A 16,733-nucleotide genomic window follows, 5' to 3' on the forward strand; every position below is an offset into this window, starting at 1 on the left:
GTGGCGGCCACGGCCTCGATATCGATTTCACCCAGCACACGGTTGCCCGCATGGATGGTCTGCTGTTCGGCCGCCAGCGTCATGGCTGCGTTCGGGCCGATGGTGTTAGGCGTATGGGCGGATTTCGGGGCTGCTGCACGCAGGCCAAGGATCTGTGACGCCAGAAGGCCGTAGAAGGTATGCGGCGCGGCCGCCGCGCGGTGCAGCCATGGGTGGTAGGCGGCCACGTCCCCCGTTGCCTGATGGGCGCGCGCGGCCCAGTAGGCGGCGCCGGCACGGATGCTGCCCGGCGTCAGGCTGGCGCGCGATGCGGCCTCGAACAGGGGTTCGGCCATGTCGGGCCGTCCCTGCCGCCATGCGGCCAGACCGGCCACATAGCCCGCCAGTCCCAGCCGCCGGCCCGAATGTTCGAATGCGTCGCGTGCAATCGACATGGCCTGCCGGTTCTCACCGCTGCTGAACAGGGTCATGGCGATTTCCGCCTGCAGGTGCGCGGCATACAGGTCGTTTATGCCCGGCGTCACCGCAATCAGGTGCAGGGCGCTCCGTGCCCCCTTTACCCCCTGCGTGGCGCGTTCGCGTACCGTGTGGTCCAGCAGGCTGTTGCGGGTGAAGACACGCAGCGAGGGGTCATCCTCCTCCGGCAGGCGGATATGCTGCGGCGGATGGCTGCTGTCCAGCGCGTTATGGGTGGGCGCTGGCGGCAGGGGGCCGCCCCGGTTGGGCATGGAAGACAGCAGTGAATAGATCGCGGGCGAATCAGCCAGGCCCGAGAACGTGCGCAGCCATAGCCGCAGCTGCCCCGGACTGGCATGATAGGCGGGGTTGAGATAACGCGCGGCCAGGATATCACCCAGCAGGGTATCATCGTGGATCGCGGCCGTTTCACGGATGGCGGCATCGAACTTGCCATCGGCCTGCAGCCGGAACACCCGGCGGATACGGCTTACGTCATCGGGCGTGAGGGGACGCGGCAGCCCGGCGCTGCCATGTGCGGGCAGGCGTGGAAGGGCAAGTGCCGTTTCCTCGTTATGGTCGCCGTGGGGGGTAGGATCCTGATCCGCCCTGCCGGCTTCCACTGTTTGGGCACGAAGCGGCGCGAACGCCGCCCCTGCCAGAAATGCGGCGCCAGCCAGAAAGGCCGTCACCGCGTGATGGGGGGTATTGATTGTCCCTCGCATGGCGGTGCCGGATGTAAGCCCTGTGCGAATGGAAAGCAATAGATATCGTATTACGGGAAGGTAAATAAGTTTTCAGAACAGATGCAGGAACTATATGTAAACAGTGAAAAACATACACTTGAAGCAGAATGAATAGCAGCCTTGCCCCAAGCTAATGCAGGGCATGATTATGTTAATACCCTTTATGATTTTGAAGGAATGTTTCCGATTGCTTCACGGATCAGAAGCATGTCTTTCCATGCATCACGGCGGGCCGTGGCGCTGGCGCGTAGCTGCAGTGGATGACGCATGGGTAACGCCTGTGGCGTGGGTGGGGTTGCGCCCTTATCCGCACTTTCGGCAGGCAGGGGCAGATCACGCCAGCGGCCGCGCATGCGTGCCGCCGTGGTGCGCTGGTCCAGCAGGACCGATACCGGCAGGTTGCCCATCAGCACCACGCGCGCGGGACGCGCCAGCACGATCGCGCGCTGGATGAAGGGCAGGCAGATCCGTGTTTCGGCCACTGAGGGCGGCCTGCCGCCGGGTGGCCGCCACGGGATGACCGGCGCGCGCAGCAGGCTGGCCTGATCAATGCCGATACTGGCGAACATGGTGCTGACCAGCGCCCCGCTTTCCCCCGCGAAGGGATGGCCGCTGCGATCTTCGTCCGCGTCGGGGGCCTCGCCAATCAGCATGAGCGGGGCGCCCTCCGGCCCTTCCACAAATACGCTGCTGGTCGCGGTATCGCGCAGGCTGCATTCCCCGAAATCGCGGATGGCGGCGTGCAATTCCGCCAGCGTGCGGGCAGCCTGCGCCACGTCCCGCGCCATGGCCGCGGCCTGGTCGATCAGGGTGGCGGACCCGCGCGGCGGGGGCGGGGCTGGACGGTGTTTTCTATGTCCATTCCCCGCATCTGGCTGTATGGGGGGGGGCTGTGTCGGCCGGGAACGGTCGTGTATCGTGGGCGCGAGCGCCAGCCGGTCATGTGGGTGGGGATCCAGCGCGTCATCGGCGCCCCATTCGACATACAGGCGCAACAGGGACAGGGAATCAGTCATCGGATGGATATATCCCGCACAGGCAACGCACGCACGCGCCGTCCCGCCCCCATGCGCGGGGTTTGGCAGCGGACGCCGCACGCGGTAGATTCTGGCGTCATGCTCTTACCTCGTCTGTCACGCATGGTCGTGGCCTCCCTTGTTGTACCGCTCATCGCCGGGATTCCCAACCGCGAAATACACGCCGCCACCCCGGATGAAGCCATCATCCACGCGGGGCAGCAGGACCTGGCCACCAACCTGCTGGTCGGCAGCGTCGCCGCCAGCGAGGGCGATAACGCCAGCGCGGCGCAGGCCTTTGGCAATGCGGCGCGGCTGTCCCCCACATACCACCTGTTCAGTGAACGTGCGTTTTATTACAGCATTCTGGCAGGCCGGCCGGAGGCCGCAATCCTGGCGCGTAGCCAGACGCCCGGCGTCATGTCCGCGCTGGTGCTGGGCAATGCCGCGGCCCTTGCGGGAAAATGGGACGAGGCGCTGACAAGCTACCAGGGCGCGCCCGCGGACCAGATCATGACCCTGCTGCGCCCGCTGCTGCGCGCATGGGCGCTGCAGGGCGCGGGCCGGACGGATGAAGCGCTGGCCGCGCTGGACACCGCCCGGCAGGATCGCACGCTGGGGGGATATTATACCCTCCATGCCGCCCTGGTGGCGCAGCTGTCGGGCCAGAAGATGCGGGCGGATACCCTGTTCCGGCAGGCCAGCAGCATGACGGGCGGGGACCTGTTCACTTCGCTGGTCATGGCGCGGTGGCTGGTGACGCAGGGGCGCATGGCGGATGCGCAGTCGCTGGTCAACCAGCGTATCGCGGGCATGCCGGTGCTGGAGGCGGCGCGCGCCAATATCATGGCCATGATCCAGCGCCCGGTCGTGACCCATGCAACGCAGGGACTGGCGCAGGCATACGGGCTGGTCGCCCTGCTGATCGACCAGCAGCTTTATACGCATGACGGTCCGGATGACGATCACCAGCCACCCGACATGGCGATGGAAACCGGCACCCTGCGCGGCACCGAACAGATGATGCTGCGCATGGCGCTGATGCTGGACCCGGCGGATTCGGAAGCCCGGCTGCTGCTGTCTTCCATGCTGCATCTGCGCAAGCAGGACCGGCAGGCGCGTGAGGCACTGGATGGCGCGCCGGCGGATGACCCGCTGCTGCCGGTCTACCGGACCGAACAGGCCGACCTTGATGTCGTGATGGGGCATAAGGAGCAGGCGGCGCAGGAACTGCGTGACCTGCTGCGGCAGGCCCCTGATGACCGCATGCTATGGTCCAGCCTGGGCGATGCGCTGCTGGACCAGCAGAAATGGGCGGAAGCGCTGGATGCCTACCAGCATGCCGTGGCCCTGACGCCGCACCAGCTGGAAGGCGATGACTGGCGGCTGCTGTTCGGGCAGGCCATAGCACAGGAACGCCAGAACCACTGGCCACAGGCGCACACACTGCTGCAGCATGCCATCCAGCTTTCCCCCAACGAGGCCGAACTGCTGAACTACCTTGGATATTCCATGGTCGAACATGGCGGGGATCCCGTACAGGCGGAAACCTACCTGCGGCGTGCGCTGGCGCTGGCCCCGTCCGATAACCAGATCCGCGACAGCGTGGGCTGGGTGCTCATGCGGCTTGGCCATGTATCCGAAGGCCTGCCGCTGCTGGAACAGTCCGCCGAGCAGATGCCGCAGGACCCGGCCATCAATTACCACCTTGGCGTTGCGTACTGGATGGCGGGCCGCAGGCTGGAAGCGGTGAATGAATGGCAGAACGCCATCCAGTTCCAGCCCGATCCCATGGACCGGCGCAAGATCACGGCGGCCCTGGCCTATGCCAAGGCATGGCAGGCCAATGCGGCCCATCCTGGCGTGGCGCTTCCGGCTGACCTGCGGCCGGCGGTCCAGCCCGCATCTTCCCCTTTACAGGCAAATGGAACCCATCACTGATGTCCCCGTTACGCGAACTGGCCCATGCAAAGATCAATCTCTACCTGCATGTCACGGGACGGCGTGATGACGGCTATCACCTGCTGGACAGTCTGGCCGTGTTTGCCGGCGCCGCCGATGAACTGCGGCTGGAACAGGGGGCGGGACGTGGCGGCCATGTCGGCCTGCGGATAGAGGGGACATTCGCCCTGGGGCTGCAGGATGACTGCGCCGATAACCTGATCGTACGCGCGGGCGCGCTCCTGCGTGCGCATGTGGGGCCGGAGAGGGCGCATCGCCTGCCGGATGTGGATATCGTGCTGCGCAAGGAACTGCCCGTGGCATCGGGTATCGGTGGGGGATCGGCCGATGCGGCGGCGGCGCTGCGCCTGCTGCTGAAGGCATGGGGCCTGTCCATCTCCCGCGCGGACCTCATGGCGCTGGCGACCCGTCTGGGGGCTGATGTGCCGGTGTGCCTGGACCAGATGCCTGCCCGGATGGAAGGAATCGGGGAAGAACTGACCCCGGCGCCCGCATTGCCCCCCTGTGGCATGATGCTGGTCAATTGCGGGCAGAGCGTATCCACCCCGCAGGTGTTCAAGTCACGCGCGCCGGGCTTCACGCCGCGTGCTGGCCTGCCCGCACGGTGGGATATGCTGGCGGACATGGTGCGTGACCTGTCGGCGCAGACCAACGACCTGCAGGACGCGGCCTGTGCCATCTGCCCTGAAATCACGACCGTGCTGGATGCCCTGCGCGCCGCCCCCGGCTGTCGCCTTGCACGGATGAGCGGGTCGGGCGCAACCTGTTTCGCCCTGTTCGACAGCCCGGAGGCGGCCCAGGCCGCTGTACCTGTGGTGCGTCAGGGAAAATGGTGGGTCTGGGCAGGTGACCTGTGCCGAACGGGGGCGCGCCTGGAATCCCCCACCGATTCGCTGCCTGCCTGAACAGGCGGAATACCCTGTAAATGAAGCTTTTTTCAAAAAGCTTCAGGGAATGCCGCCTTTTTGGAAAAAGGCGGCACCCACAAACTTTTATTTTTTACAATAATTTCAGTAATATGGCCTAATCCCGCCTGCGGCGCAGCGCCAGCAGCACGATGCCCATAAGGCCCGTCACGGTGGCCAGTTGCGCATGGCGGCTGGTCAGCAGCAGGGGCATGCCCTTGCGGGTGATCATGTCGAAACGGCCATGGGCGGCATAGGCCCCCGGCACGGTTTCATACAGGTCATCGGGTTCGTTGCCCGCAACCGGCGTCTTTTCCATCTGCTTCGCATAGCCCTTGCCCGACAGCCAGCGGTCCGACAGGCCGGGCAGGAAGGTCGCCAGCGCCCAGTTGCGCACGCCGGACAGGCCGACCCAGATGTCGCGTTCCCGGCCAAAGGCGGCGCGGCAGATCGCCTCGGCGGCGATTTCGGGCTCGTATACCGGCCCCATCGGCTTCAGGCGCTTGCCAGTATGGTTGCGCGTCCATGAAAAGCGCGGCGTGTTGATGGAGGGCAGGTGCACCAGCGCGATATGGATGCGGTCCCCGTCATGCAGGATTTCGGGGCGGATGCTTTCGGAAAAGGCGCGTACGGCGGCCCGCGCCCCGTTTTCCACGGCCTGCAGCGGCGGCGGACGCAGGCTGGCCAGGCGGTCGAGGTTGACGATCGTGCCATGCCCGCGCCTGCGCATGCGCGTCAGTGCGGCCCGCGTGCCGTTGACGGTGCCAAGATAGGTCACTTCGGTTGCACGCCGGATTTCATCGGCATCAAGGGCCGCGACCTGCCCGGTCACGCTGGCGCCGGCACAGTTGATCCACAGGGTAATGGCGCCCAGCGTTTCCTCGATTTCCTCGGCGGCCTGATCGACGGCCTTGGCGTCGGCCACATCGACGCAGACGATATGGGTGCGAACATTGAGTTCACGCAGTTCGGCCGCCGCGTCATTCAGCCGGTCGCGGTTACGGCCCAGCAGGGCGACATCGCACCCCGCGCGGCCCAGCGTGCGTGCTGTGGCGCGACCGATACCTGCGCCCGCTCCGGTAATGACGGCAACCTGCTGCGGCATGAATATGTTCCCCACCCGTTGGAATATAGGCCGCGCGGCTGGTGCTGGCCGCGCGGGTTCGGATCACGATGGATCCGTCATATCACGCCATGGCAGACCCGAACACCGCCACGCGGGCAGGGGAGGCGGCAGCCGATGCGTCATATGTATTTCAGCGCCACGATTCCCCCCACCAGCGCCAGCGCGAACAGGCCGGCCACCAGCGGCAGCCGACGTTCGATGAAGGCCTGGATCGGCGCGCCAAACCGGCGCAGCAGTGCCGCGAGCAGGAAAAACCGCGCCCCACGCGTCACCGCGCAGGCCAGCAGGAAGGGAGCGAGGGAAAGATGGGCCGCCCCACTGGCGATGGTGACGAATTTGAACGGGATGGGTGTCAGCCCCTTGATGAGGATGATCCATACCCCCCATTCGCGGAAGCGTTCCTGCAGGGTCAGCAATGTGTTCTGTGCATGATAGAATCGCACAATGGGCATCGCGAGGTATTCCAGCAGGAACGACCCGATGACCCATCCCAGCACCGCCCCGCATACGCTGGCGACGGTGCAGATGGCCGCAAGGCGGAAGGCGCGGGCCCGGCAGGCCAGCACCATCGGCACCAGCATGATGTCGGGCGGCAGCGGAAAGACGCTGGCCTCGGCAAAGGCGATGACAGCCAGCCATATGACGGCATGTCGGCTGGCGGCCAGGGCGATGATGCGGGCATACAGGCGATCAAGCATTATCGGGCAATGCCATTCCACCCGGCCTGCGGCAAGGACTTATTGCGCGCTGGTGACGCGGGGCTCACACAATACCGGGAAGCTGACCGAACGTGCGATGCAGCTGCGCATGGCGGCGTCCTGATGCAGGTCGATCACGGCCTGTATTTCATGTGGGGTGGACAGGGCGGCATGGGGACGCAGGATGACCTGCGTGATGGAAAAGGAACCATCCTCATATTCATCCAGCATGGCTTCGGCATGGTCGGCATAGGAAAGGATGCCGATTCCCATGGCGGTGCACAGATGGATGAACCATAGCTGATGGTCGGCGCACAGGGCGCCCAGCAGCAGCTTTTCGGGGTTCCATTTCTGGGGGTCCCCGCGAAACGCGGGTGAGGCGGACCCGTCAATGACCGGTCGCCCCGTGCAGTGCAGTTCGTAATCACGATGATGGGCCTGCCGGGAAGCCCCGTCATTTCCGCCGTTTCCGGTCCATAGAAGCGAGACCTGATAGCGGTGTGTTCTGTCCGGCATTGAACGTTATATCCTGAATTGTCCGTACGGGAATCGGACCTTAGCAGACAAGTGTGACTGTCACACGCAATCCGTGCGGCTGCCGGTTGCCCAGACGGATGTCACCACCCAGCCCCCATATGATATTGCGCGAAATCGACAGCCCCAGCCCCGTGCCCCCCGTTTCGCGGTTGCGACTCTGTTCGGCGCGGACGAAGGGGTCGAACATGCGTTCAAGGTCTTCGGTCGGCAGGCCGGGGCCGTCGTCCTCGATCAGGATGGTGACCTTGTATTCCTCCGCGTCCTCCCCATTGCCCTTGATGGGATGAAGCAGGGTGATCCTTGCCCCCCCGCCATATTTCACCGCGTTGGTCACAAGATTGTTCAGCGCGCGCTTGAGCGCCATGGGGCGCGCGCGCACCAGCACATCGGGCATGTTTTCCGATACGAACACGATCCGGTCCGCCGCGTCGATATGGGTTTCGGCGGCTTCATCCGCGATGGTCTGCAGCATGGCGGTCAGGTTGACCTGTCCCATCGGTTCGCGTTGCGAGGCATCGCGCCCGAAGGCCAGGGTGGCGGCGACCATGGCTTCAAGCTCATCAAGGTCGTTGAGCATCTTGGCGCGCATTTCATCGTCTTCAATGAATTCGGCCCGCAGCTTCAGCCGTGTAATGGGCGTGCGCAGGTCATGGCCGATCGCGGTCAGCATGAGCGTGCGGTCCATCAGGTAACGGCGGATGCGGTGCGCCATGGTGTTGAAGGCATGGGCGGCGCGGGCCACTTCGCGCGGGCCGTCTTCGGGCATGGGGGGGGCATTCATGTTGCGGCCCAGTTCCTCGGCCGCGGCGGCAAGCGTGCTGACCGGCGCGATCAGCCTGCGCACGCCCCACAGGATCAGCAGGCCGCCGGTGAAGGTCATGATGAGAAAGGCGATGGGAAAGGTGGGCGAGCGGAACAGGCTGGGCTGGGGCAGGATATAATGAATGGTGACCCAGCGCCGTTCGTCAGGCAGCAGGAAGGCCACGGCCCGCTTGCGTCCCGACGTGGGGGAGATCAGGACCTGCTCCGGACGCATCGAGGGCGGCAGGGGCCCCATGCCCCCGTCGTTTTCAGGCCCGAAACCGTGGGGGCCGCCCGGTCCACCGGGACCGCCCCTGTGGTCGGGCGGCCCGCCACCGCCGCCCCACGGACCGAAGAAGGGTATGGCCCCCATGTCATCGGGCCTGTGGCCGTTCCAGTCGCCGGGATGGCCCCCCGGCGGGTGCGGCGGAAGCGCGCGCGCGTTGATCATGTCCGGCTCGGGGCCGGGGGTCAGGGTAATATGCACGTTTTCGGGCAGGTGCAGGGCGGCCAGTTCCCTGTCACGGTCCGATGGCGCGGTTTCCACGATCGCGCGATAGTAGCTGAACATCTTGCTACGCGTGCGCTCGTAGATCATGCGCTGGTCAAAGTCGAACCGGTCCATCGCATGGATGGTCAGGCCAATGATCTGGATGACCCCCAGCCCGCCAATCAGCAGCAGGGTGGTCCGTGCCGCCAGTGACTGTGGCAGCAGCCGCCTGCGCAGCCGCTGTCCCCAGCGGGGGGCTGCGTCTTCATCGGGAACAGGGGCGGAAAGGAAAGACTGCCGGGAAGAATGGGGCATTGCGGGCGGTTCAGTGACGCTCGACTTCTGATGCAAGGACATAGCCACCCCCGCGTACCGTCTTGATAAGCTGCGCGTTGCGCCCGTTATCTTCCAGCTTGCGGCGCAGGCGGCTTATGGCCACGTCGATCGCCCGGTCAAACGGGCCGGCCTGCCGTCCGCGCAGCAGGTCAAACAGCATGTCGCGGGTCATGACGCGGTTGGCCCGTTCCAGCAGGGCCAGAAGCAGGTCATATTCCCCGCCCGTCAACGGCACTTCCACCCCTTCGGGGTTGAGCAGCCGCCGCCGCCCGGTATCCAGTTCCCACCCGGCAAAGCGCAGCGTATGCAGCACCGGCACGCTGCGGGGATCGGGGGTGTCGGATGCCCGGCGCAGCACGGCGCGGATACGGGCCAGCAGTTCACGCGGGTTGAACGGTTTGGGCACGTAATCATCGGCCCCGAGTTCAAGGCCGATGATCCGGTCGGTATCATCGCCCATGGCCGTCAGCATGACGATGGGCACATTGGCCTGCGTGCGCAGCCAGCGCGAGATGTCCAGCCCGCTTTCCCCCGGCAGCATGAGGTCGAGGATCACCAGCTGGTAATGCCCTTCCGCCCAGCGGCGGCGCGCCTCATGCCCATCGCGTGCGGTGGTGACACGCAGTTCGTTGCGTTCGAGGAAACGTGCCAGCAGGTCACGGATCTCGCGGTCATCATCAATGATCAGGATATGCGGCAGCGGGCTCATGTCGTGATCCTACATCACAAAAAAGGCGGGAACATCAGATGTTTCAATCCGTAGCAATTCCCGCCCCGTGCGGCGCGGCCCCTCAGGCCAGCCAAGCGGGAACCGGCAGGTCCTTGGCGCGCAGGAATTCGGGGTTGAACAGCTTGGACTGGTACCGCGCGCCCCCGTCACACAGGATGGTGACAATGCGGTGCCCCGGCCCCATGGCGCGGGCCACGCGGATGGCGGCGGCGATGTTGATGCCCGCCGAGCCACCGACCGACAGCCCCTCATGGATCAGCAGTTCATAGATCTGTTCCAGTGCTTCCGGGTCGGGAATGCGCACGGCGTCATCGAAGTGCAGGCCCTCCAGGTTGCCCGTCACCCGCGACTGCCCGATGCCTTCGGTAATGGACGACCCGCTGACCGACAGGTCGCCCGACTTGACCCAGCCATACAGGCCCGATCCCTCGGGGTCGGCCAGCACGACGCGCGGCCGGGCGACACCGGCCTTTTTCGCGCAGTCCTCCAGCCCCAGCGTGACACCGGCCAGCGTGCCGCCCGTCCCGCATGAACAGGTGAAGGCATCGATCCGGCCACCCGTCTGGTCCCAGATTTCGGGGGCCGTGGTGTGGCGGTGGCCTTCGCGGTTGGCGGTATTGTCGAACTGGTTGGCCCAGACGCCGCCGGTTTCCTCCGCCAGGCGGCGGGAGACATGGACATAGTTGCCCGGGTCACGGAACGGCTTGGCGGGGACCAGACGCAGGTCGGCGCCGATCATGCTCAGGAAGTCGATTTTCTCCCGGCTCTGCGTTTCGGGCATCACGATGACCGAGCGATAGCCGCGCGCATTGGCCACCAGCGTCAGCCCGATGCCGGTATTGCCCGCCGTGCCTTCGACAATCGTGCCGCCGGGCTTCAGCGTGCCCCGGCGTTCGGCGTCGTTGATGATGGCGAGGGCCGCGCGATCCTTGACCGAACCGCCGGGATTCATGAATTCCGCCTTGCCGTAGATATCGCAGCCCGTTGCCTCCGATGCCCGTCGCAGGCGGATCAGGGGCGTATTGCCGATGGCAGCCGGCATGTCCGGTGAGAGGGAGGAGGCGGGATTTGCACTTTCGGCCATAAGGCAGCACCTTCACTGGTCTGGATCATATCATGCGGCACGGCGGCCAGACATGGCGGCCATGCCGGGCGTGTTGCATTCCTTACTATCAGGAATGCGTGCGGCTTGGCATATCCCTAAACAGGTTTTCCCGATGAAAGGAAACAGCGATGATTGACGATATTTCCCCCGCCGCCACGTGGGAGGCCGTGCGTGGCCGCCCCAACGCCTGGCTTGTTGACGTGCGTACGCCCATGGAATGGGAACACATCGGCGTGCCCGACCTGTCGGGTGCTGGCAAGGCGCTGGTGCGTGACAGCTGGCAGCTGCCGCCCGCGGGACAGGTCAACCCGGACTTCATCACCACGCTGGAAAAGGCGGGGATCGGCAAGACGGACGAGGTCTATTTCATCTGCCGTTCCGGCGCGCGCAGCATGGCGGCCGCGCATGCGGCGTATGATGCGGGCTATCACAATGTGCACAACGTGGCCGACGGGTTTGAAGGACCGGAAGACGCGACCGGCAGCCGTGGTCGCCTGGCCGGCTGGCAGGCATCCGAACTGCCGTGGTCACGCGGCTGATCACATACGTCCGCGTCACACCCGGCGGGTGTGATGGTTACTGGTCCGCCTGCGGTTCGCTATCGGCGTCATAGCGGACCTGCAGCACGACGCACCATGGATAGCGGGGATCGATGCTGCTGCCCTTGCCGTCGGCCAGTCGGCCATCACGTCCCACCGGCACGTGGGTCAGGGCGACCGCATCGTCTATGTTACCGCCGATGATGCTGATCTCATGGCCGAAAGGCGCATCGTCGTGCGGCCCCGCCACCACGATGCCGCAATGGGCGGGAAAGCCCTGTCTGGTGGGCAGGTCACGAAAACGCACCGACTTGCTGGCCCCGCGGCCCACACAGATCAGGTCCCCCAGCCTGGGCGCATAACGGGCGGGATTGCGCGCCCTGACGCCCTTTTCCTGCCCGCTTGCCGCAGCGTTGATATAGGTGGCGTGGTTGGGGGAATAGGCAAAGCGGTCATTCGCCCCCGCCACCCGCATGACATAGGAAATGAACGCCGCCGACCAGGCGAAGCGGCCATCATGCACGAAATCGGTTATGTGGCCGTCCGCGTCATGCTTGCCATCCCATGCGATCTCGGTTTCCTGCGGGTCCTGGCCAATCCACCAGTATTCGCCCACGCGCTGCCACAGGCCGGGCGTGCGTTCGGGCTTGACCACCGGCGTGGTCGGTTCCGGGCGTAGCAGGGGATCATCATCACTGACCGGCTGCCCAAACAGCCGCCATTCACGCAGGGCGATGGCCACCACGTCCTGCCGGGTAAAGGGTTCATAATTGCGCGTGGCGAAATCCGGCACATGGGTATTGACCGCCAGTGGCCCGGCCCCGGTGGCGTATTGCGCGACCGGCGTGGTCGCGCGCCGGGCACGCGGGCCCGGATCATGGGCACAGGCGGCAAGGCAGGCCAGGGAAAGAAGGGGGGCTAACTTGCGCAATATCGGCACTCCATTGCAGGCGGCGTGCCTATTCCATACGGGGTGGGCCGCCCCGGTGGAAGGGGGCGGTGTCGCAGCGCGGTTGGCAATGAGGCGGAGACGGGCAGGTGTTGCGGGTCGCCCGACCTATCCGCCACACCATTCAGTCATCGAACTTGTCGCCGGTATTTGAGCCATAACGGGTGCGCCATGCGCCTTCGGACACCATGCATTCGGCGTAAAAGTGGACATGGTTGCCGCCAGCCTTGGCCGTGGCGTTGCCTGTCGCACCTTTTGAAATGACACCCATCGCAGCCTTGGTCTCACATTTCTGCTCCGCGGCGGTGTAGTGGGGATCATGCTCATCCTCCGCAGCAACGTAGCCCCTGATCTGGCCATATGGTGAATTCGCATGGATATGGCGCTGCGGCATGCTGAAATGGTGCGAACGGGCCTCGGCGCCGGGCGCCAGGATCGTGGCAAGGCATAGTCCCGCAAACAGGGTGCGCAGGGGGGGCATGGCAGGCTCTCCTGAAAGGTCATGCACGGTTGTGTCGTGGGTATAGGGACGCGGGCCGCCTGTGTCAGTGGGTCACGGCCCCGGCCATGCATTCACCTGTGGGCTGTATTGCGGTTTCGGGTTCCGCATGGGGCAGGCTGTCGGGGCGGGGCAGGGAGCGCGCCTCGATCTGGAGTTCCTGTTCAATGAAATCCAGTTCCTGGTTGATGGTCCATTCGGTTTCGTCATTGATGTGCTTCTGGACCACGCGCATGTGCAGGCGTTCGCGCATGTGCCGGATGATACGGAAGCGCAGCGCCAGTTCGGCACGTTTTTCCCGTATGGCCGTGGCGCGGATGCTGGCTTCCGCCGCGCGGGAATTGTCCAGCCTGTGTATGGTGTCCTGATATTCATGCAGCAGGCGGCCGATGGCCTCCTGTTTCAGATCCACCGATTCCTTGTGGTCGGGCAGTTCCTCGACTTCCTGCTGCGCCAGCGCCGCCTGTTCGGCATGTAGGGTCTCGAGGGCGGTCTGCGCCAGTTCGATGCGCATCATGTCCAGTTCATGCAGGGTGGGGTCTTCCTCATCCGTGTTCATGCCATGCAGCAGCGGCGGGATGGCAAGGCTGGCCAGCAGGAGCGAACAGATGATGACGCCCGCCGCCAGCGTCACCAGCAGGTCACGCCCCGGAAAGCCCGGCCCCGACAGGGAGGCCACCGGCAGCGACAGCACGGCCGCCAGCGTAATGGCCCCGCGCGTGCCCGCCACCGTCATCAGCAGCACGGTGCGTATGGACGGGATGACGGTCTTGCGATGGCGGAAATGGGCGAAAAGCCGTCGCGCGGAAATGGAAATCCAGATCCATGCAAAGCGGATCAGGCTCATCATGAGCTGGATTCCACCGATGGCCAGAATCAGGAACCACGGCGACACGCCGCCCGCGCGCGCGATTGCGGCCCCCCCGTTGACCAGGTCGGGCAACTGCAGTCCCAGCAGCAGGAAGATCACGGCATTGAACGTGAAGTTCACCATGTCCCACACCGTGGTGGCCTTCAGGCGCGTCTCGGTCCGGGCCTCGTTCATTACGCCGGTGAACTTGACGGTCATGCCCCCCGCCACGGCGGCCAGTATGCCCGAGCACTGCAGCGCATCGGCAATCAGGTAAATGCCGAACGGCAGCATCATGGCCAGCGTGATATGGGTGGGCGGGTCGTCATACCCGCGCATCAGCAGCAGGTGTTCCGCCCGGCAGGCGGCCCATGCGCAGGCAATGCCGATCAGGATGCCGCCGGTGGACATGAAGATGAAGCTGCCCAGCGCCTGCTGGAAGGAAAACAGCCCGGTCATGGCCGCCGCCACGGCGAATTTGAAGCATACCAGCCCGGATGCGTCGTTCAGCAGCGCCTCCCCATGCAGGATATGCACCACGCGTGCTGGCGCCCGGCCGCCCTCGATCATGCTGCCGACCGATACCGCGTCGGTGGGGGACATGACGGCTGCAAGGGCGAAGGCCGCGGGCAGCATGATGGGCGGGATCAGCCAGTGGATGAAGTAACCACAGGCCAGCGTGGTAAACACCACCAGTCCCAGCGCCATCATGATGATGATGTTCCGCAGTTCGCCAAATTCGCGCATCGGCATGCGGTAGGCATCGGCATACAGCAGTGGCGGGATGAACAGCAGCAGGAACATGTCGGGGTCAAAGCCGATATTCAGTCCCGCCAGGGCGGCAATGGCCCCCACCCCGATCTGGATCAGGGGCAGCGGCACGGGAATGCGCCCCACGCGTGAAATCAGGCTGCTGATCCCGGTGACGGTGAGTAATGCAAGGGTGATGAAAACGGCATGCATCTGCAGAGAGTCTTTTTTATATTTCTATTGTTATCTGCAAATACTTCATTTTCCTTTTAATTAAAAATACAAAAAATGTTATTTCGAAGTCTCCGTTTTGTTATTTTCTTCTGCCTGCCATGCAGGAAATAAAGATTTCCCCCTGATTTCATTGACCCTGCCCCCCCCAATTCCCATTATCGGGGTAAGAGGGACCGCAAGGTCGTATTCATGATGTTCGGGACGATAACGGGCGTGGCACAGGCCTGGCTGGCATGTTCCGACGGAGGGATGATTTTTAAGTGAGCAAGGATCCATACGAAGTACTCGGCGTCGCCCGCACGGCAAGCCAGGATGACATCCGCAAGGCCTATCGCAAGCTGGCCAAGAAGTACCATCCTGACCTCAACCCCGGCGACAAGGTGGCGGAGGAGAACTTCAAGGCCGTGGGCGCGGCCAATGCCCTGCTGTCGGACGAGGAACAGCGCGCCCGCTTCGACCGTGGCGAAATCGATGCCGCGGGACAGGAAAAGGGTTTCGGTTTTGGTGGCGGCCGTGGCGGCTACCGCGATCATGCCGAAGGGCCGCAGGGCTTCAATTACGGCGGCGGCCAGTTTTCGGAAGACGAACTGGGCGATATTTTCGGCACCATGTTCGGCCAGGGTGGCGGGGCCGGGTTTGGCGGCGGGTTCCGTCGCAGGCCGCAGGGCCCGCAGCCGGGGGGCGACCGGCAGTACGCGCTGACCGTCAGCTTTCTCGATTCCGTCAATGGCGGCACGTCGCGCATTACCCTGCCCGGTGGCGCGCAGCTGGATGTGAAGATCCCCGCCGGCATTACCGACGGCCAGGTCATGCGCCTGCGTGGCAAGGGGGATCCGGGCGTGCAGGGTGGCCCCCCCGGCGATGCGCTGATCACCATCACCGTCGCCCCTGACAGCACGTACACGCGTGACGGCAATGACATCCGCATGTCGCTGCCGGTGGACCTGAAGACGGCGGTTCTGGGCGGCAGCATCACCATTCCCACGCCCGCGGGATCGGTAAAGATGAACGTCCCGCCCCATTCCGACAGTGGCAGCGTGCTGCGCCTGCGCGGACGCGGGGTCAAGGCGCATGGCAAGCAGGAGGCAGGCAACCTGTATGTCAAGCTGGTCGTGACCATAGGCAAGGTGGATCCCGCCCTTGAAGCCTTTCTGAAAGGCACGACAGATGCGGCGAAGGAGCCTGGGAAGGACAAGGTATGATCACGCTCGAAACCCTGTGCATGCGTATCGGCAACGTGCCACAGGACGAGGTGCTGGGCTGGATCGACAGTGACTGGCTGCGGCCCGAAGGCGGACGCGGGCATTACCTGTTCCGCGAGATTGACGAGGCCCGCGCCCGGCTGATCCTTGAACTGCGCGATGACATGGGGATCAACACGGAAGGGATGCCCGTGGTCCTGTCCCTGCTGGACCAGCTTTATGCCGCCCGCCGGCAGATGCTGCGCCTGCGTGAGGCCATCAGCGTCCCGCGCGAAAACGAACTGCGCAGCAGGCTGCGCGCCCTGCTTGCCAGCACGCAGGACTGATCGAACGGCCCCCATGCCCGAACCGGCATGGGGGTATTTTTTTGCTTAATCCGCGCGGCTGAGCGGCAGGTCCAGCTTCTGGCCCGGTTTTGCGCCCTGCATCTGCAGGTCGGCGGCGTTGGGGGATGTCAGGCGGAAAACGGCGCGCGGGTTGTCATCAACCGATCGCAGCGACGTGTCGTCCTGAACCTTCATTTCAATGGTGCGCCCGGTCAGGCCGGTAATCTTGCCCAATGCGTCGGGCAGGCGCAGGTACAGCCTGGCCGCCGGGCCAAGCGCCTTGTTGGCGCTGATGGTGACGGGCTTGAGACCCAGCGCCGTCCAGTCCCCGGTATAGGCCCCCGGACCATACGGGGGCTTGGGGTCCGTGCCGTCGGCGCGGGCGATCGTGCTGCCCCCGACAACGCCGCCCAGGGCCAGTGCGGCAAGTGCCATGTGGAATGGTTTCATCAATCCGGTCTTCCTGATCTTATTTC

Annotated in this window: 16 protein-coding genes and 1 pseudogene (1 of these 17 cut by a window edge); 5 read left to right on the plus strand and 12 right to left on the minus strand. The window is 64.7% G+C overall.

The annotated features are described in order from the left end of the window. Together GEU01_RS22265 and GEU01_RS04030 are read right to left on the minus strand one after the other, a co-directional pair. A pseudogene (locus tag GEU01_RS22265) lies at positions 1 to 1,181 on the minus strand (lytic transglycosylase domain-containing protein) (it extends 795 nt beyond the left edge of the window). Positions 1,182 to 1,363: 182 nt separating this feature from the next. Beyond that, positions 1,364 to 2,299, minus strand: coding sequence for a uracil-DNA glycosylase (locus tag GEU01_RS04030; RefSeq protein WP_019085041.1), 936 nt, complete (start codon positions 2,297 to 2,299; stop codon positions 1,364 to 1,366). 42 nt (positions 2,300 to 2,341) lie between these two features. Here GEU01_RS04030 and GEU01_RS04035 point away from each other — a divergent pair, with 42 nt between their 5' ends. Both GEU01_RS04035 and GEU01_RS04040 read left to right on the plus strand, forming a co-directional pair. Further along, on the plus strand, positions 2,342 to 4,159 hold the full coding sequence (locus tag GEU01_RS04035; RefSeq protein ID WP_019085042.1) for a tetratricopeptide repeat protein: 1,818 nt from the start codon (positions 2,342 to 2,344) through the stop codon (positions 4,157 to 4,159). Further along, positions 4,159 to 5,085 (plus strand): 4-(cytidine 5'-diphospho)-2-C-methyl-D-erythritol kinase, encoded by a 927-nt coding sequence (locus GEU01_RS04040; RefSeq protein ID WP_019085043.1) that lies wholly within the window; start codon positions 4,159 to 4,161, stop codon positions 5,083 to 5,085. The genes GEU01_RS04035 and GEU01_RS04040 overlap by 1 nt, the downstream gene beginning before the upstream one ends. Positions 5,086 to 5,203: 118 nt before the next feature. On the opposite strand, the gene GEU01_RS04045 is transcribed toward GEU01_RS04040, so the two are convergent. The 6 genes from GEU01_RS04045 to GEU01_RS04070 form a co-directional block, all read right to left on the minus strand. Then, positions 5,204 to 6,190 (minus strand): SDR family oxidoreductase, encoded by a 987-nt coding sequence (locus tag GEU01_RS04045; RefSeq protein ID WP_019085044.1) that lies wholly within the window; start codon positions 6,188 to 6,190, stop codon positions 5,204 to 5,206. A 140-nt stretch (positions 6,191 to 6,330) separates the two neighbouring features. Beyond that, complete coding sequence (locus tag GEU01_RS04050; protein WP_010509021.1) at positions 6,331 to 6,909, minus strand: YqaA family protein; 579 nt, start codon at positions 6,907 to 6,909, stop codon at positions 6,331 to 6,333. 39 nt (positions 6,910 to 6,948) lie between these two features. Next, complete coding sequence (locus tag GEU01_RS04055) at positions 6,949 to 7,425, minus strand: OsmC family protein (protein WP_010509024.1); 477 nt, start codon at positions 7,423 to 7,425, stop codon at positions 6,949 to 6,951. Between the two features lie 40 nt (positions 7,426 to 7,465). Next, complete coding sequence (locus tag GEU01_RS04060; protein ID WP_019085045.1) at positions 7,466 to 9,052, minus strand: ATP-binding protein; 1,587 nt, start codon at positions 9,050 to 9,052, stop codon at positions 7,466 to 7,468. A gap of 10 nt (positions 9,053 to 9,062) precedes the next feature. Next, positions 9,063 to 9,782, minus strand: a complete 720-nt coding sequence (locus GEU01_RS04065) for a response regulator (RefSeq protein ID WP_010509028.1) — start codon at positions 9,780 to 9,782, stop codon at positions 9,063 to 9,065. A gap of 82 nt (positions 9,783 to 9,864) precedes the next feature. Then, positions 9,865 to 10,887 carry a cysteine synthase A gene (locus tag GEU01_RS04070; protein ID WP_019085046.1) on the minus strand — a complete coding sequence of 341 codons (1,023 nt, stop codon included), beginning with the start codon at positions 10,885 to 10,887 and terminating at the stop codon, positions 9,865 to 9,867. Positions 10,888 to 11,036: 149 nt separating this feature from the next. Between GEU01_RS04070 and GEU01_RS04075 the strand changes: the two genes are divergently transcribed. Next, positions 11,037 to 11,447 carry a rhodanese-like domain-containing protein gene (locus GEU01_RS04075; protein WP_019085047.1) on the plus strand — a complete coding sequence of 137 codons (411 nt, stop codon included), beginning with the start codon at positions 11,037 to 11,039 and terminating at the stop codon, positions 11,445 to 11,447. A gap of 37 nt (positions 11,448 to 11,484) precedes the next feature. Here GEU01_RS04075 and GEU01_RS04080 read toward each other — a convergent pair whose 3' ends face one another. From GEU01_RS04080 to GEU01_RS04090, 3 genes are all read right to left on the minus strand, one after another. Further along, complete coding sequence (locus tag GEU01_RS04080) at positions 11,485 to 12,378, minus strand: DUF2272 domain-containing protein (RefSeq protein WP_019085048.1); 894 nt, start codon at positions 12,376 to 12,378, stop codon at positions 11,485 to 11,487. Positions 12,379 to 12,520: 142 nt separating this feature from the next. Further along, positions 12,521 to 12,877: a hypothetical protein gene (locus GEU01_RS04085; RefSeq protein ID WP_019085049.1), complete on the minus strand. Its 357-nt coding sequence runs from the start codon at positions 12,875 to 12,877 to the stop codon at positions 12,521 to 12,523. Between the two features lie 64 nt (positions 12,878 to 12,941). Further along, positions 12,942 to 14,708: a Na+/H+ antiporter gene (locus tag GEU01_RS04090; RefSeq protein WP_019085050.1), complete on the minus strand. Its 1,767-nt coding sequence runs from the start codon at positions 14,706 to 14,708 to the stop codon at positions 12,942 to 12,944. Between the two features lie 281 nt (positions 14,709 to 14,989). On the opposite strand from GEU01_RS04090, the gene GEU01_RS04095 reads away from it, so the two are divergent. After that, entirely contained in the window at positions 14,990 to 15,931 is a 942-nt protein-coding gene (locus GEU01_RS04095) for a DnaJ C-terminal domain-containing protein (protein ID WP_019085051.1), read from the plus strand. Next, positions 15,928 to 16,257 carry a chaperone modulator CbpM gene (locus tag GEU01_RS04100; RefSeq protein WP_010509044.1) on the plus strand — a complete coding sequence of 110 codons (330 nt, stop codon included), beginning with the start codon at positions 15,928 to 15,930 and terminating at the stop codon, positions 16,255 to 16,257. Before GEU01_RS04095 ends, GEU01_RS04100 begins: the two co-directional genes overlap by 4 nt. 45 nt (positions 16,258 to 16,302) lie before the next feature. On the opposite strand, the gene GEU01_RS04105 is transcribed toward GEU01_RS04100, so the two are convergent. After that, on the minus strand, positions 16,303 to 16,733 hold a 431-nt coding region (locus GEU01_RS04105), incomplete at its 5' end, for a hypothetical protein (RefSeq protein WP_232272399.1).

The organism is Komagataeibacter europaeus LMG 18890 (assembly GCF_000285295.1).
Classification (GTDB): Bacteria; Pseudomonadota; Alphaproteobacteria; order Acetobacterales; family Acetobacteraceae; genus Komagataeibacter; species Komagataeibacter europaeus.

Coding starts and splice junctions, on each gene's coding strand:
- GEU01_RS04035 (WP_019085042.1), top strand. CDS start 2,342: ATGGTCGTGGCCTCCCTTGTTGTACCGCTCATCGCCGGGATTCCCAAC.
- GEU01_RS04040 (WP_019085043.1), top strand. CDS start 4,159: ATGTCCCCGTTACGCGAACTGGCCCATGCAAAGATCAATCTCTACCTG.
- GEU01_RS04045 (WP_019085044.1), bottom strand. CDS start 6,190: ATGCCGCAGCAGGTTGCCGTCATTACCGGAGCGGGCGCAGGTATCGGT.
- GEU01_RS04050 (WP_010509021.1), bottom strand. CDS start 6,909: ATGCTTGATCGCCTGTATGCCCGCATCATCGCCCTGGCCGCCAGCCGA.
- GEU01_RS04055 (WP_010509024.1), bottom strand. CDS start 7,425: ATGCCGGACAGAACACACCGCTATCAGGTCTCGCTTCTATGGACCGGA.
- GEU01_RS04060 (WP_019085045.1), bottom strand. CDS start 9,052: ATGCCCCATTCTTCCCGGCAGTCTTTCCTTTCCGCCCCTGTTCCCGAT.
- GEU01_RS04065 (WP_010509028.1), bottom strand. CDS start 9,782: ATGAGCCCGCTGCCGCATATCCTGATCATTGATGATGACCGCGAGATC.
- GEU01_RS04070 (WP_019085046.1), bottom strand. CDS start 10,887: ATGGCCGAAAGTGCAAATCCCGCCTCCTCCCTCTCACCGGACATGCCG.
- GEU01_RS04075 (WP_019085047.1), top strand. CDS start 11,037: ATGATTGACGATATTTCCCCCGCCGCCACGTGGGAGGCCGTGCGTGGC.
- GEU01_RS04085 (WP_019085049.1), bottom strand. CDS start 12,877: ATGCCCCCCCTGCGCACCCTGTTTGCGGGACTATGCCTTGCCACGATC.
- GEU01_RS04090 (WP_019085050.1), bottom strand. CDS start 14,708: ATGCATGCCGTTTTCATCACCCTTGCATTACTCACCGTCACCGGGATC.
- GEU01_RS04100 (WP_010509044.1), top strand. CDS start 15,928: ATGATCACGCTCGAAACCCTGTGCATGCGTATCGGCAACGTGCCACAG.